The sequence below is a fragment of the Streptomyces sp. NPDC091282 genome (assembly GCF_044757385.1).
Classification (GTDB): Bacteria; Actinomycetota; Actinomycetes; order Streptomycetales; family Streptomycetaceae; genus Streptomyces; species Streptomyces gramineus.
In genome coordinates, this window is sequence record NZ_JBIVUX010000005.1 from 731,655 (window position 1) to 747,461 (window position 15,807).

A 15,807-nucleotide genomic window follows, 5' to 3' on the forward strand; every position below is an offset into this window, starting at 1 on the left:
CGGGGGCGCGGGCCACAATGGAGGGCGTGACTGACTCCGGCCTCGCCACCCTGCCCGCCTCCGACCGCCCCGACGTCGCCGCCCTGCTGCGCACCGCCCTGCTGGGCGCCTCCTTCACGGCCGACGGACTTCTGGAACTCCTCGGCGCGCCCGCCTACGCCGCGCTGGCCCGCAGCGAGACCGTGCCCGCGCTCCGGGCCACCCGCGGCGACACCCCGCTGGAGATGCTGGTCCGGCTGTTCCTGCTCCAGCAGCCCGTTCCGCACGCGCGCGTGGCGGACACGCTGCCCGTGGACGGCCTCCTGGAGAGCGGCTGGCTGGTCCACGCCGGCTCCGACGAGGTCGCGGCCACCGTGGACGTCCGGCCGTACGGCGGACCGGAGGGCGAGGACTGGTTCATCGTCTCCGACCTCGGCTGCGCGGTCGGCGGTGCCGGCGGCATCGGGCAGCGCCACGAGGGCGTCGTCCTCGGCGTCGGCGGCGCCTCCACGACGCTGGCCGGCATCACCGTCCGTACGCCCGTCTCCGCCGCCCTCGACCTCGGCACCGGCTCCGGGATCCAGGCCCTGCACGCCGCCCAGCACGCCACGCGCGTGACGGCGACCGACCTCAACCCGCGCGCGCTGCACATCACTGCGCTCACGCTGGCCCTGTCCGGCGCCCCGGCGGCCGACCTGCGCGAGGGCTCGCTGTTCGAGCCCGTCAAGGAAGGGGAGTCGTACGACCTCATCGTGTCCAACCCGCCGTTCGTGATCTCGCCGGGCGCCCGGCTGACGTACCGGGACGGCGGGATGAGCGGGGACGATCTGTGCCGGTCGCTCGTTCAACAGGCCGGGGAACGGCTGGCCGAGGGCGGGTTCGCGCAGTTCCTCGCCAACTGGCAGCACGTCGCGGGGGAGGACTGGCAGGACCGGGTCAGGTCGTGGGTGCCGCGCGGGTGCGACGCGTGGATCGTGCAGCGCGAGGTCCAGGACGTCAACCAGTACGCCGAGCTGTGGCTCCGGGACTCCGGCGACCACCGCGGGGACGTGGCGGAGTACCAGGCGCGGTACGACGCGTGGCTCGACGAGTTCGAGGCGCGGAAGGTGAAGGGGGTGGGCTTCGGCTGGATCACGCTGCGCAGGACGGACGCCGCCGACCCCGTGATCACCGTGGAGGAGTGGCCGCATTCGATCGAACAGCCGCTCGGCGAGACGATCCGCACGCACTTCGACCGCCTCGACTACCTCCGTGCCCACGACGACGCGGATCTGCTCGAAGGCCACTTCAGGCTCGCCGTCGAGGTGGTCCAGGAGCAGGTCGGGCTGCCCGGCGCCGAGGACCCGGAGCACGTGGTGCTGCGCCAGCACCGCGGGATGCGCCGCGCGACCAAGGTGGACACGGTCGGCGCGGGCTTCGCCGGAGTGTGTGACGGTTCACTGAGCGCGGGGCGGATTATCGACGCCATCGCCCAGCTGATGGGCGAGGACCCGGTGCTGCTGCGGGACCGCACGCCCGCGCAGATCCGGCTGCTGGTGGAACAGGGCTTCCTGGAGCCCGTGGGCTGACCGCCCGGAGGGTCGGCGGGTCGGAAACCGGTCGGTTCGGCGGGCGCCGGGGGGTGGTCCGGCGGTCCGGAGGACACGCCGGAGAAGGAAAAGGGCCGGAAAAATGTGGCCGGAATGTTCGTCTCGTAGTCAGTCGGTCGAATGTTCGAGATGTCGGCGGTGCCTCGTTCACCTCGATTTCGCCCGCCGGCCTCCCGTCCGCCGTCCGTCCGTGGCAGTCTCCCGGCGCTGGGCAGTCACGGGCGGACGGGAAGGGGCGCACGGGCCATGGAGAGCGGACCGGCGATCTTCGCGGGGGCGGTGTTCGCCCTGTTCGGAGGCGCACTGCTGGTGTGGACCGGCGTCCGGGTCCGGCGCGGTGAACCCGTCGCCCACGGCGTGAGCCAGGGCGCGTCGGCGACCCTCGCGAGCCTCGCCGCGGTGATCGCGCTGGGCCTCGGGGCGTACTGCCTGACCCGCCTGTGAGACCCGCCTCCCGGTGACCGGAGCGTCACGCTCCGGACAGGGCCGGGAGAACGGCCGGGGACTCCGGGCGGCAGGAATGGCGGTAGTCGGGTTACCGTTCGAGTGGCCGTTGCGGGCTTTTCCCGTTTGACACGGGGGCGGGATGTACCGTCACACTCCGCAGCGTCACCAAGTGAACGGGCACCCGTGCCCGTGCCGCGCCCCCGGGAGCAAGGCCTGGGGAGGCCCCAGCGTCGACCGGAGAGAAGAGCGAAGTTGTCCCCGACCAGCGAGACCGCACAGGGCGGCCGCCGACTCGTCATCGTCGAGTCGCCTGCCAAGGCGAAGACGATCAAGGGCTATCTGGGCCCCGGATACGTCGTCGAAGCGAGCGTCGGGCACATCCGTGACCTTCCCAACGGCGCCGCGGAGGTGCCCGAGAAGTACACCGGCGAGGTCCGGCGCCTCGGCGTGGACGTCGAGCACGACTTCGAGCCGATCTACGTCGTCAACGCCGACAAGCGGGCACAGGTCAAGAAGCTCAAGGACCTGCTGAAGGACTCCGACGAACTCTTCCTCGCCACCGATGAGGACCGCGAGGGCGAGGCCATCGCCTGGCACCTGCTGGAAGTCCTCAAGCCCAAGGTCCCCGTCAAGCGGATGGTCTTCCACGAGATCACCAAGGACGCGATCCGCGCGGCCGTCGCCAACCCGCGCGACCTGAACCAGCGCATGGTCGACGCCCAGGAGACCCGCCGCATCCTCGACCGCCTCTACGGCTACGAGGTCTCGCCGGTCCTGTGGAAGAAGGTCATGCCGCGCCTGTCGGCCGGCCGTGTGCAGTCCGTCGCGACCCGGCTCGTGGTGGAGCGGGAGCGCGACCGCATCGCGTTCCGTTCCGCCGACTACTGGGACCTGACCGGCACCTTCGCGACCGGCCGGGCCGGCGATCCGTCCGACCCGTCCTCGCTGGTCGCCAGGTTGCAGGCGGTCGACGGCAAGCGCGTCGCCCAGGGCCGCGACTTCGACTCGCTCGGCCGGCTCAAGACCGCGAACACCCTCCACCTCGACGAGGCGAACGCCCGCGCGCTCGCCGCCGCCCTGGAGAACACCCGCTTCGCGGTCCGCTCGGTCGAGTCCAAGCCGTACCGCCGCTCGCCGTACGCCCCGTTCCGTACGACGACCCTCCAGCAGGAGGCCAGCCGCAAGCTCGGCTTCGGCGCCAAGGCCACCATGCAGGTCGCGCAGAAGCTGTACGAGAACGGCTACATCACGTACATGCGTACCGACTCCACGACGCTGAGCGACACCGCCGTCGCCGCCGCGCGGGCCCAGGTCACGCAGCTCTACGGCGCCGACTACCTGCCCTCGTCGCCGCGCGTGTACGCCGCGAAGGTCAAGAACGCCCAGGAGGCGCACGAGGCGATCCGCCCCTCGGGTGATCGTTTCCGCACCCCGGCGGAGACCGGCCTGACCGGCGACCAGTTCAAGCTCTACGAGCTGATCTGGAAGCGGACCGTCGCCTCGCAGATGAAGGACGCGACCGGCAACAGCGTCACCGTGAAGATCGCCGGCACCGCCGCCGACGGCCGGGACGCCGAGTTCAGCGCCTCCGGCAAGACGATCACCTTCCACGGCTTCCTCAAGGCCTACGTCGAGGGCGCCGACGACCCGAACGCCGAGCTGGACGACCGCGAGCGCCGGCTGCCGCAGGTCGGCGAGGGCGACGCGCTCTCCGCCGAGGAGATCACGGTCGACGGGCACTCCACCAAGCCCCCGGCCCGCTACACCGAGGCCTCGCTGGTCAAGGAGCTCGAAGAGCGCGAGATCGGCCGCCCGTCGACGTACGCGTCGATCATCGGCACGATCCTCGACCGCGGCTACGTCTTCAAGAAGGGCACGGCCCTCGTGCCGTCCTTCCTCTCCTTCGCCGTGGTCAACCTGCTGGAGAAGCACTTCGGCCGGCTGGTCGACTACGACTTCACCGCGCGCATGGAGGACGACCTCGACCGCATCGCCGCCGGCCAGGCGCAGGCGGTGCCGTGGCTGAAGCGGTTCTACTTCGGCGAGGGCGGCGAGGACACCGCCACCGGCGGCGCGGCCGACGCGGGCAACGGCGACGGCGACCACCTCGGCGGCCTCAAGGAACTGGTGACCGACCTGGGCGCGATCGACGCGCGCGAGGTGTCGTCGTTCCCGGTGGGCAGCGGCATCGTGCTGCGGGTCGGCCGCTACGGGCCGTACATCGAGCGCGGCGAGAAGGACTCCGAGGGCCACCAGCGCGCGGACGTGCCGGAGGACCTGGCACCCGACGAGCTGTCCGTCGAGCTCGCGGAGGAACTGCTCGCCAAGCCGAGCGGCGACTTCGAACTGGGCGCCGACCCGGAGACCGGCCACCAGATCATCGCCCGCGCGGGCCGCTACGGGCCGTACGTCACCGAGGTGCTGCCCGAGGGCACCCCGAAGACCGGCAAGAACGCGGTCAAGCCGCGCACGGCGTCGCTCTTCAAGACCATGTCCCTGGACACGGTCACGCTCGCGGACGCGCTCCAGCTGATGTCGCTGCCCAGGGTCGTCGGCGCCGACGCCGAGGGCCAGGAGATCACCGCGCAGAACGGGCGCTACGGGCCGTACCTGAAGAAGGGCACGGACTCGCGCTCGCTCACCTCCGAGGACCAGCTCTTCACGATCACCCTCGAAGAGGCGCTGGCGATCTACGCCCAGCCCAAGCAGCGGGGCCGGGCCGCCGCCAAGCCGCCGCTGAAGGAACTGGGCACCGACCCGGTCAGCGAGAAGCCGGTCGTGGTGAAGGACGGCCGCTTCGGCCCGTACGTCACCGACGGGGAGACGAACGCGACCCTGCGCTCCGGCGACAGCGTCGAGGAGATCACCCCGGAGCGCGGCTTCGAACTGCTCGCCGAGAAGCGGGCCAAGGGTCCCGCCAAGAAGACGGCGAAGAAGGCGCCCGCGAAGAAGACGACGGCCGCCAAGAAGGCCGCCCCGGCGAAGAAGGCGGCGGCCAAGAAGACTGCCGCCAAGACGACGACCGCGAAGAAGACGACCGCCAAGAAGGCGACGGCCGCGAAGGCCGCCTCCTCCGAGGACTGAGCCCCCCTCAGGCACCTATGACGGTCGTACCGGTTCACGCCGGTCGATCCGGTCCATATCGGTCGCACTGGTTCACACCGTCTTCGCAAAGCACACGCCCCGGCATCAACTTGGTGTCGGGGTGTGCGTACCTGTGGACGGTCGCGTCAGCCTGTCGGCGGCTGCCGATAGGCTGAAAGCATGACGCCAGCCGAGCAGCCAACGGCCCCCCAGACAGAACCGGACGACGCACTGGTAGCGGATTCCCGCGAACGCGCCGTCCGCTCGCTGCTGCGCCGACCCGAGCTGAGGCGGTTGTGGAGCGCCCAACTGGTCAGCGGAGTCGGCGACACGCTGGCACTGCTGGTGCTTGTCGTGCTCACGCTTCAAGCGGCGATCACGCAGGGATCGTTCGGCGGGGGCTACCGCGGCGTGGCGTTCGCGGTGGCGGTCGTCTTCGGCGTGCGCATCCTGGCCACCCTGCTCTTCGGCGCGGTCCTGCTGGGCCCGCTCACCACGCTGACCGCTCAGGACGGCCCGCTGGACCGCCGCTGGACGATGGTCGGCGCCGACGGCCTGCGCGCGCTGCTGCTGATCGTCGCCCCGCTGTGGATCGACTGGACCCCGGACAACGCCCCGGCGGTGCTCCTGGTGACGGCCTTCGTCACCGGAGTCGCCGAGCGCTTCTGGACGGTCTGCCGGGAGGGCGCGGCCCCCGCGCTGCTGCCCGCCCCGCCCCCGGAGGGCGCGACGGTACGGCCGCTGCCGGACCACCTGGACGCACTGCGCCGCCTGTCGCTGCGCACGACCTTCCTGGCCGTCCCGCTCGCGGCCGCCGCGCTGGTCGTCGCCTCCCTGATCAACAACCTGCTGGGCACGGGCATCGCCTGGTTCGCCCAGCACCAGGCGGCCCTCGGGTCGTACGTGGCGGCGGGCCTGTTCGCCGCCTCCCTCTCGGTCCTGGTCTACCTGGAGGTGCCCGGCACGCGCACCCCGCGCCCGCGGTCGCCGCTGGAGGGCCTGCGCCGTCCCAAGGCCGGCACCGGCACCGACCGGGGCCGTACCGGCGTCATCCCGCTGCTGGTGACGGCCTGCGCCGCCGTCGCCGGTGCCGTCTCCGCCGCGGTCGCCGTCTCCGTGCTGCACGCCAAGGACCTGGGCGGCGGCCCGGTGCTCTACGGCCTGCTGGTGCTCGGGCTGACCGGCGGCGTCGCCGTCGGCATCCGCACGGCACCCGCGCTGCTGCCGACGCTCTCCCGGCGCCGGCTGCTGTCGCTGGCGATCGCCTTCACCGGCATCGCACTGCTCGCCGGCGGCCTGGTCCCGGACGTCACGACCGTGCTGCTGATCGTCACGCTGGCCGGCGTCGGCGCGGGCGTCGCCGCCAACACCGGGCACACCCTGCTCGACCAGGAGACCGAGGACCAGCGCAAGGCGCGCACCACCGAGCACCTGCACGCGGTGGTCCGGGTAGCCATCGCGGCCGGCGCGCTGGTCGCGCCCCTGATCGCCGCCCTGATCGGCCCGCACCGCCTGGAGAACGGCAAGTTCGTGTTCGCGCACGGCGGCGCCGCGTTCACGCTGATGCTGATCGGCGCGCTGCTGCTGCCGGTGGCCGCGCTGGTGCTGGCCAAGGTCGACGACCGCGCGGGCGTACCGCTCCGGCACGACCTGCGCGACGCGCTGCTCGGCGGTGACGACCCGACGCAGGCGCCCACCTCCAACGGCTTCTTCATCGCCCTGGAGGGCGGCGACGGCGCCGGGAAGTCCACCCAGGCCGAAGCCCTCGCCGAGTGGATCCGCGCCAAGGGCCACGAGGTCGTCCTCACCCGCGAGCCCGGTGCCACCCCGGTCGGCAAGCGGCTGCGCTCGATCCTGCTCGACGTCTCCTCGGCCGGTCTGTCGCACCGCGCGGAGGCGCTGCTGTACGCCGCCGACCGCGCGGAGCACGTCGACACCGTCGTCCGGCCCGCCCTGGAGCGCGGCGCGGTCGTCATCTCCGACCGGTACATCGACTCCTCCGTCGCCTACCAGGGCGCCGGCCGCGACCTGTCCCCGACCGAGGTCGCCCGCATCAACCGCTGGGCGACCAACGGACTCGTCCCGCACCTGACCGTCCTGCTGGACGTGGAGCCGGAGACCGCCCGCGAGCGGTTCACCGAGGCTCCCGACCGGCTGGAGTCGGAGCCCGCCGAGTTCCACGCGCGCGTGCGGGCCGGTTTCCTCACGCTGGCCGCCTCCGACCCCGGCCGCTACCTTGTCGTCGACGCGGGCCAGGAGCCCGAGTCGGTGACCACCGTGATCCGGGCCCGGCTCGACACCGTGCTGCCGCTGTCCGAGGCCGAGATCAAGGCCGCCGAGGAGGCCCGCAAGGCCGCCGAGGAGGAGGCCCGGCGCAAGGCCGAGTTGGAGGCCGCGCGCAAGGCCGAGGAGGAGCGCGTCGAACGCGAGCGCCAGGAGCAGCTCGCCAAGCTCCGCGCCGAGGAGGAGGAGCGCAAGCGCCGCGAGCTGGAGGAGGCGCAGCGCCGCGAGGCCGAACGGCAGGCGGAGGAGGCCCGGCTGCGTGCCGAGGAGGCCCGTCGCCGTGCCGAGGAGGAGCAGGCCCGCCTGCTCGCCGAGGAGAAGGCGCGCGAGGAGGCGGAGGTCCGCCGCCAGGCCGAGGAGGCACGGCGCCGCCATCAGGCCGAGGAGGAGGCCCGGCTGCGCGCCGAGGCCGAGGAACTGCGCCTGGAGAAGCAGCGCAAGGCCGAGGAAGCCCTGCTCAAGGCCGAGCAGGCGCGCCGTGCCGCGGCGGAGGCCGCGGCCGCGGCCGACGTGGCGGCCCGCGAGTCCTCCGCGCCCCGGCCCACCGCGCCCGGTGTCACCCCCGAGGCGACGACCATGCCCACGCCGGTGGTCCGCCCGGACGACGAACCGCCGGCGGCGCCGAGCCGCGCGGCGGACGAGACGGCGGTGCTGCGCCCGGTGCGCGCCGACCGCGAGCCCGCGGCCCGCGAATCCGAGTCCGAGGTGACCACGCAGCTGCCGCAGCCGCCGGCGGGCGCGGCCGACGAGACGGCGGTACTGCCTCCGGTGGTGCCGGGGGCCGCGGACGAGACGGCCGTGCTGCCCGCGGTGGGCGCGGCCGACGAGACGGCCGTGCTGCCTCCCGTGCGCGACGAGGCGGCCCCGCCGGCCGACAGCCCGGCGGACCGGATGCCGTCCGGCTTCTTCCGGGACGAGCGGACGGACGGCGCGGCCGGGAACCCGGACGGCTCCGAGGGCCGCACCCGCGAGCTGCCGCAGGTCGACGACGGCACGGGCCGGCGCCAGCGGCCCCGGCCCGACTGGGCCGAGGAGACCCCGCTGGACGACCTGCCGTCGCTGGCCGACGAGCTGCTGGGCTCCTCGTACGAGGAAGAGGAGTACGACGAGGGACGGGGCCGCCGGGGCCGCGGGCGGCGGGGCTGACCCGTCACGCGGACCGGAGACGCTCGTACGGGGGCGGTGCGGGTCGGGGTGCCGACCGGTGCCGCCCCCGTCGTCGTGGGCGCCCGGTTGTCAGTGGGCGCCCGCACAATGGAGTCCGGTCGAAAAGCGATGGCCGGAGAACCGGTGGCCGAAGAAGCGGTGGCCGGCAGGCCGGTCGCCGGGACCGGGAATCGGGGATCAGGACGTGGCACGGACGGAAGGGCGGCGTGACCCATGACCGTATGGGACGACCTCGTCGGGCAGGAGCGGGTGAGCGAGGTGCTCACCGCCGCCGCCCGTGACGCCGACGCCCTGGTCACCGCCGCCGCGGCCGACCGGCCGCCGCCGGAGACGTCGAAGATGACGCACGCCTGGCTGTTCACGGGCCCGCCGGGCGCCGGGCGCAACCAGGCCGCGCGGGCGTTCGCCGCCGCCCTCCAGTGCGTGAGCCCCGACCGGGCCCTCGGCGGAGCCCCCGGCTGCGGCTTCTGCGACGGCTGCCACACCGCACTCGTCGGCACCCACGCGGACGTCAACTCGGTCGCCGCCGTCGGCGCCGAGATCCTGGTCAAGGACATGCGCGACACGGTCCGCAAGTCCTACACGGCCCCGGCGACCGGCCGCTGGCAGATCATCCTCGTCGAGGACGCCGAGCGGCTGAACGAGAAGTCGGCCAACGCCGTCCTCAAGGCCGTCGAGGAGCCCGCCCCCCGCACCGTCTGGCTGCTGTGCGCGCCGTCCGTCGAGGACGTGCTGCCCACGATCCGCTCCCGCTGCCGCCACCTGAACCTCACCACCCCCTCGGTGCAGGCGGTCGCCGACATGCTCGTACGGCGGGAGGGCATCGAGCCCGAGGTGGCCGCGTCGGCCGCCCGCGCCACCCAGGGGCACGTGGACCGGGCCCGCCGCCTGGCCACCGACCCGGCCGCCCGGGCCCGCCGGGCCGCCGTGCTGAAGCTGCCGCTGCGGCTGGACGAGATCGGCGCGTGCCTGAAGGCCGCCCAGGAACTGGTGGACGCGGCGGCCGAGGACGCCAAGCAACTCGCCGAGGAGACGGACGGCAAGGAGACCGAGGAGCTGAAGGCGGCGCTCGGCGCGGCCGAGGGCGGCCGGCTGCCACGCGGCACGGCGGGCGTGATGAAGGACCTGGAGGACATGCAGAAGCGCCGCCGCACCAGGACCCAGCGGGACAGCCTCGACGTCGCCCTCACCGACCTCACCGGTTTCTACCGCGATGTCCTCGCCCTCCAGCTGGGTTCCAGGGTCGCGATCGCCAACGGGGACGCCGAGGAGGCCCTGGAGCGGCTGGCCCGCGCGGGCTCGCCCGAGGCCACGCTGCGCCGGATCGAGGCGATCGCCGCCTGCCGGGACGCCCTGGACCGCAATGTGGCGCCGCTGCTCGCGGTGGAGGCGATGACGATGGCACTGAGAGCGGGCTGACACGACCGCGGCGGGGCCGGGGTCCCGTGAGCCGGTGGATCCGGCGCTGCGAGGCTCGTCCGTCGGTCTGTCGGTCCGTCCGTCGGTCCGTCGGTCCGTCGGTCCGGCGCCGGAGGGCGGTGGTCGGCCGGTTGACCGGGGTCACCCGTACGAGCCACGGTCAACACGCACCGCACGGAGATCATCTCTCAGCGTTACGCTCGATTGATGCACATCAGGCGAACCCCCCGCCGTACCAGGACCCGGACGCGCACCGGCGCCCTGACCGCCGCCGCCCTGCTCTCGGCCGCCGCCCTGCTCGTCTCCGCGTGCTCCGGCCGGGACGGCGCGTCGACATCGGCCTCGGCCGGCATCGCCCAACTGGCCGCGCTGCCCCGCTCGACCCCGTCGGCGCTCGCGTCGTACTACGACCAGAAGCTCAGCTGGCGCAGCTGCGGAGTACCCGGCTTCCAGTGCGCGACGATGAAGGCCCCGCTCGACTACGCGAATCCCGGCGCGGGTGACGTCCGGCTGGCGGTCGCCCGGAAGAACGCCACCGGCAAGGCCGAGCCGCTGGGTTCGCTGCTGGTCAACCCGGGCGGTCCGGGCGGCTCGGCGGTGGACTACCTCCAGCAGTACGCCGGCATCGGCTACCCCGCCGAGGTGCGGGCGCGCTACGACATGGTCGCGATGGACCCGCGGGGCGTCGCCCGCAGCGAACCCGTCGAATGCCTCGACGGACGGCAGATGGACGCGTACACCGAGACCGACGTGACGCCCGACGACCAGCAGGAGACGGACCAACTGGTCGGCGAGTACAAGAAGTTCGCGGAGGCGTGCGGGGCGCACTCGGCGGACCTGCTGCACCACGTCTCCACCGCCGACTCGGCACGCGACATGGACATCCTGCGGGCGGTGCTCGGCGACCCGAAGCTGAACTACGTGGGGGCGTCGTACGGCACCTTCCTCGGCGCGACCTACGCGGGGCTGTTCCCGGACCGGGTCGGGCGGATGGTCCTGGACGGCGCGATGGACCCGTCCCTGTCCGCGCGCCAGATGAACCTGGAACAGACCGCCGGGTTCGAGACGGCCTTCCAGTCGTTCGCGAAGGACTGCGCGAAGCGCACGGACTGCCCGCTGGGCGCGAAGGGCAGCACGCCGGCCCAGATCGCGGACAACCTCGGCACGTTCTTCCGCAAGCTCGACGCACACCCGATCCCGACCGGCGACCCGGACGGCCGCAAGCTCACCGAGTCCCTCGGCACGACCGGGGTGATCGCGGCGATGTACGACCAGGCGGAGTGGGAGCGCCTGCGTGACGCGCTGCACACCGCCATGAAGGAGAACGACGGCGCCGGCCTGCTCGCCCTCTCCGACAGCTACTACGAGCGGGACGCGGACGGCCGGTACTCCAACCTGATGTTCGCCAACGCGGCGGTGAACTGCCTGGACCTGCCGCCCGCCTTCACCGGCCCCGAGCAGGTCGAGAAGGCGCTGCCCGAGTTCGAGAAGGCCTCACCGGTGTTCGGGGCCAACCTGGCGTGGGCCTCGCTGAACTGCGCGTACTGGCCGGTGCGGGCCACGGGGCAGCCGCACCGCATCGAGGCGAAGGGCGCCGCCCCGATCGTCGTGGTCGGCACCACCCGCGACCCGGCGACGCCGTACCCGTGGGCCCAGTCCCTGGCCCGCCAGCTCAGCTCGGCCCGGCTCCTCACCTACGTCGGCGACGGCCACACCGCGTACGGCCGGGGCAGCGCCTGCATCGACTCGGCGATCAACACCTACCTCCTCAAGGGCACCCCGCCGGCGGACGGAAAGCGCTGCTCATAGCCCCTGCGCACGCCCCGGGAGCCCGGCTGCCGGGGCGTGTCCCGAGCACCCTCGGAAACTGTGTAGACTTACCGACGTCGCTGATCGCACCATAGTGCGGGCGACGCGCCGCCTTAGCTCAGATGGCCAGAGCAACGCACTCGTAATGCGTAGGTCTCGGGTTCGAATCCCGAAGGCGGCTCCATCGAAACCCCAGGTCGGACTTGTCCCGGCCTGGGGTTTTTCGTCGGGGTGGGGTGCGTCAGCCGGTCGGCGGGGTGGAGTCGCCCAGTTCCGGGAGGCGTTCGGCGAGGCGGGTGCCGAGGTTCGCGTGGCGGAACTGGTAGGTGCGGCCGAACTGGATGAGGACGTCCCGGCTGTGGAGGGCGTCCAGGTAGGTCCCGATGCGCCAGGGCAGGCGGCCGTGCAGGGCGTGCCAGGCGTGGCCGACCGTCACCGGGATGGAGGCGGTGTAGCAGGACGCCAGGATCCAGCCGATGGCCAGGCCGAAGAGGACGCCGTGGTGGACGTGGAGGACCAGGACGGTCCTGCCGTCGTGGTTCAGGAGCCGGTCGCCGAAGCCGTGGACCACGGTCGCGGCGCCGGCCGTCTCCAGGAGGGTCGCGCCGAGGACGCAGCCGGCCAGGACCCGGCGGTCGTTGGTGAGGGAGCCGCGGGCCGTCGCGGAATCGCCGTCCGGACGGTGCTGGTTGTACCAGAGCAGCAGCCCCGCGAGGATCCCGGTCGGTACGCCGAGGCAGAGCCCGAAGACCACGATCAGCGCGGTGCCGTAACTCCAGCCGAACTGCAGGGTGAGGAACAGCCCGGCCAGGCTGCCGATGCCCACCGCCGGGACGATGCCGCGGACCAGGCAGAGCCAGAGCTGCTGGAGCCGCGGGCGGTTGGTGAGGGCGACGCGGCTGGCCTCGGGAGCCGCGGCCGGCTCGGACAGCCACCGGCAGGTGAGGGTGCCCAGGCCGGTGCCGATCAGCATCGAGCCGTACGCCTGGAACCAGCCGCCGCCCTTGGGCAGCTGCCAGCCGCTCAGCAGCAGCGCCGCCACCACGAGGGTCCCCGCGACCGGTACGGCGAACAGCGCGCCGATCGCCCGGCCGCGGGACGCGCCGGTCAGACGCGGCAGCAGCAGGAGCACGGCCGTGAAGGCGCAGCCCAGTTCGAGCGCGTCGATCACGCCGCCGCGCAGGTCGATCAGCGCGGTGCCCACCGCGGCCACCCCCGCCGCCCCGGCGATGCCGGTCAGCACCTCGGCTCGTGGCCAGCCGGACGGGCGCGGTTCGCTGTCGCGCAGCATGCCCATGGTCAGGACCGTCGTGAAGCCGATCGTCAGGCCGCGGGTGAAGCCCACCGGCATGTGCAGCCCGAGGAGATAGCCGAGGACGAGCACCGGCGCGCAGGCGCCGACCAGGACCCCGTGGGGTGTCCAGGCGGTGATGCCCCACCAGGTGAGCACGCCGGGGGTCGCCGTCCGGCCGTGGCCGGTCCGGTCGGCCAGCCAGGCGGCGTGGTAGGCGGCCCGCCGCGCACCCGGCAGGCTCGGTGTGCGCGGGTCCGCTCCGGACCGGGTCCGGCGCCGGTGGAAGGCGACGGCGATGAAGCCGTCCATCAGAGCGGTGCGCGTCCGGTCGGGAGCCTCCCGGGCCAGCGCCGCCAGTGCGCCGGGTGTGGCCGGCAGCGCGGTACCCGGCGGCGCGTCGCGGCCGCCGTACAGCCGCCAGGCCATGTCCAGGTAGAGAGGCACGGTGAGGAGTCCCGCGACGGCGTCGGATCCCTGCCGGAGTTCCTGGATCAGCGGCTCCCAGCGGGCCAGGGTGCCCGAGTCGGTGGCCAGCTGGGTCAGATAGCGGCGGACCCTGGCGGGTTCGGGCGGCAGCAGGTCGAAGCGGCCGAGGCGGCGCGCGGCCAGTCCCTCGGCGAGCAGGGAGGCGAAGTCCGGGCGGGCGAGCACGAGCAGCTGGCGTTCGGCGGAGATCTCCCGGAGCTGGGAGACGGCGTCCTCCCAGGCCTCCCGCGGGATCTCGTCGGCGCCGTCGAGGATCAGCCATACGTCGGGGCTGGCCAGCAGGCGTCTGCCGAGCCGTCCGTGGCCCCACTCCGCCGAGCGGGCCAGTGAGCGCAGCTGCCCGACGGCCGCGTCCTCCAGCCAGCGTTCGAAGGACTCGTGCCGGGCGTCCCAGGAGGCGAGGCGGAGCAGCAGCGGGACCGGTCCCGTCGGCCCCTGCAGCGCGCTGCGCGTGATCAGCAGTGCCAGGGTCGTCTTGCCCGCGCCCGGACCGCCCGAGACGACCGCCCGGAACAGCGGGCCGTCGGGCCGGACGAGGGAGGCGTAGTAGGAGCCGAGGTCCGCGCCGTACTGTCCGGCGGCCGTTCGCGGCAGGCCGGTCGGCGCCGGGCCGTCGAGCGGGTCGAGGACCACCCGGTGGTCCCGTCCGGCCGGGCCGGACGGGGCGGACAGCGGCAGGGGGAGGAGCACTCCCGCGTCCAGTCCGCGCCGGACGGCCTCCTGGACCCAGATCAGGTTCAGGGTGTCCTTGCGCTCGTGGGCGAGGATCTCGTCCAGCGCGGCGGCGCCGGGCGGCGGGACGGCCTGCGGGGCCAGGACCGCGTAGGCCGTGTAGGCGAGGCTGAGCAGCGCGACCGCGGTGGCCAGCCAGCGTTCCGGTTCGGTGGCGAGGAGGGCCGCGCAGGGGATCGAGATCAGTGACAGCCGGGCCAGTCTGGGTGCGGTGGACCACCGCCCGCGTAACCGGCGCAGAGGTCTTCGCATGGTCCGTGCCCCCGTTCGTGGTACCTGTGCCGACAGGTGGTCATGTCCTGTACTGGGGTGGGTGGTGAGGAAGCGTCATGGTCCGGTGCGATGTTCCGTCGTCATGTCCCCTTCCCGGTGGGGGAGTGCGAATCCCCTGGTTCCGGCGGGCGGATCGGGCGGCGGTGCGGGCGTGAGGCGGGCGTCGGGCGGGTGACCTTATGCCCGGCGGAAATGGCCGATCAAATCATCGTCAAAGCCGACACAAAGAGGGCTCATGCCCGGAGCTCTGTCATATGTGGGGCAACATCCTGGTGAACGGTGAGTGACCCGCGGCCGGACGTGGGCACCGCCGTCGGCCGGATGAGGTGAGGGCATGGCGCAGCCGAGGCTCGCGGTGGCCGTGGTGACCATGGGGAACCGGCCCGACGAGGTCGACGCCCTGCTCAGGTCCGTCGCCAAGCAGGATCTCGTCCCGGACCGCATCGTGATCGTCGGCAACGGCTGCCTGCTCCCCGAGTTCGCCCGCCGCCTCGACCTGCCCGGCGAGGTGACGACCGTCGACCTCGACGACAACCTCGGCTGTCCGGGCGGCCGCAACGTCGCCCTCGCCCGGCTGCGGGCGTTCGGGGACGTGGACGTCGTCGTGGAACTGGACGACGACGGAGTGCTCGTCGACGTCGAGGTGTTCCGGCAGGTCAGGGACCTGTTCGCGGCCGACCCCCGGCTCGGCATCGTCGGCTTCAGGATCGCGGACGAACGGGGCGAGACCCAGCAGCGGCACGTGCCCCGGGTCGGCAACGCCGACCCGATGCGCGGGGGTTACGTCACCGGGTTCCTCGGCGGCGGGCACGCCCTGCGCATGACGATGCTCACGGAGACCGGCGACTGGCCCGCGGAGTTCTTCTTCGCGCACGAGGAGACGGACCTGGCGTGGCGGGCCGCCGACGCCGGCTGGCGGATCCTCTACGCGCCCGAACTGCTTCTCCAGCACCCGCGGACCTCACCGGCCCGGCATGCCGTCTACTTCCGGGTGACCGCCCGCAACCGGGTCTGGCTGACCCGCCGCCGTCTGCCGCTGCCGCTCATTCCGGTGCACCTGGCCGTGTGGACGCTGATCACCGTCCTGCGCACCCGCTCGACGGGCGGGCTGCGGGCCTGGTTCGGAGGGTTCGTGGAGGGTCTGCGCGAACCTGCCGGCGAACGCAGACCGATGCGCTGGCGCACGGTCTGGCGGCTCACCCGGCTCGGCCGCCCACCCGTCATCTGACGCCGGCGGCCCCACTC

Annotated in this window: 8 protein-coding genes and 1 tRNA gene; 8 read left to right on the forward strand and 1 reads right to left on the reverse strand. The window is 73.3% G+C overall.

Annotated elements, in window-relative coordinates; all coding sequences use genetic code 11:
* The first annotated feature begins 17 nt into the window (after window positions 1-17).
* The 7 genes from ACIQOE_RS26725 (at window position 18) to ACIQOE_RS26755 (ending at window position 11,961) form a co-directional block, all read left to right on the forward strand.
* A complete protein-coding gene (locus ACIQOE_RS26725) occupies window positions 18-1,547 on the forward strand; it encodes a methyltransferase (protein ID WP_401414143.1) in 1,530 nt (509 codons plus the stop codon).
* Window positions 1,548-1,814: 267 nt separating this feature from the next.
* Entirely contained in the window at window positions 1,815-2,012 is a 198-nt protein-coding gene (locus ACIQOE_RS26730; RefSeq protein WP_351317630.1) for a hypothetical protein, read from the forward strand.
* Window positions 2,013-2,267: 255 nt separating this feature from the next.
* Window positions 2,268-5,099 (forward strand): type I DNA topoisomerase, encoded by a 2,832-nt coding sequence (gene topA, locus ACIQOE_RS26735; RefSeq protein ID WP_351317632.1) that lies wholly within the window; start codon window positions 2,268-2,270, stop codon window positions 5,097-5,099.
* Between the two features lie 180 nt (window positions 5,100-5,279).
* Window positions 5,280-8,528: a dTMP kinase gene (gene tmk, locus ACIQOE_RS26740; protein WP_365568815.1), complete on the forward strand. Its 3,249-nt coding sequence runs from the start codon at window positions 5,280-5,282 to the stop codon at window positions 8,526-8,528.
* A gap of 234 nt (window positions 8,529-8,762) precedes the next feature.
* On the forward strand, window positions 8,763-9,968 hold the full coding sequence (locus ACIQOE_RS26745; RefSeq protein WP_351317636.1) for a DNA polymerase III subunit delta': 1,206 nt from the start codon (window positions 8,763-8,765) through the stop codon (window positions 9,966-9,968).
* Window positions 9,969-10,175: 207 nt separating this feature from the next.
* Window positions 10,176-11,777, forward strand: a complete 1,602-nt coding sequence (locus ACIQOE_RS26750; protein WP_399011487.1) for an alpha/beta hydrolase — start codon at window positions 10,176-10,178, stop codon at window positions 11,775-11,777.
* A 107-nt stretch (window positions 11,778-11,884) separates the two neighbouring features.
* A tRNA-Thr gene (locus tag ACIQOE_RS26755) sits at window positions 11,885-11,961 on the forward strand.
* A 57-nt stretch (window positions 11,962-12,018) separates the two neighbouring features.
* Here the strand turns inward: ACIQOE_RS26755 and ACIQOE_RS26760 are convergent.
* Complete coding sequence (locus ACIQOE_RS26760; RefSeq protein WP_401414149.1) at window positions 12,019-14,541, reverse strand: hypothetical protein; 2,523 nt, start codon at window positions 14,539-14,541, stop codon at window positions 12,019-12,021.
* A gap of 355 nt (window positions 14,542-14,896) precedes the next feature.
* On the opposite strand from ACIQOE_RS26760, the gene ACIQOE_RS26765 reads away from it, so the two are divergent.
* Window positions 14,897-15,790, forward strand: a complete 894-nt coding sequence (locus ACIQOE_RS26765; protein WP_401414151.1) for a glycosyltransferase family 2 protein — start codon at window positions 14,897-14,899, stop codon at window positions 15,788-15,790.
* Window positions 15,791-15,807: the final 17 nt, after the last annotated feature.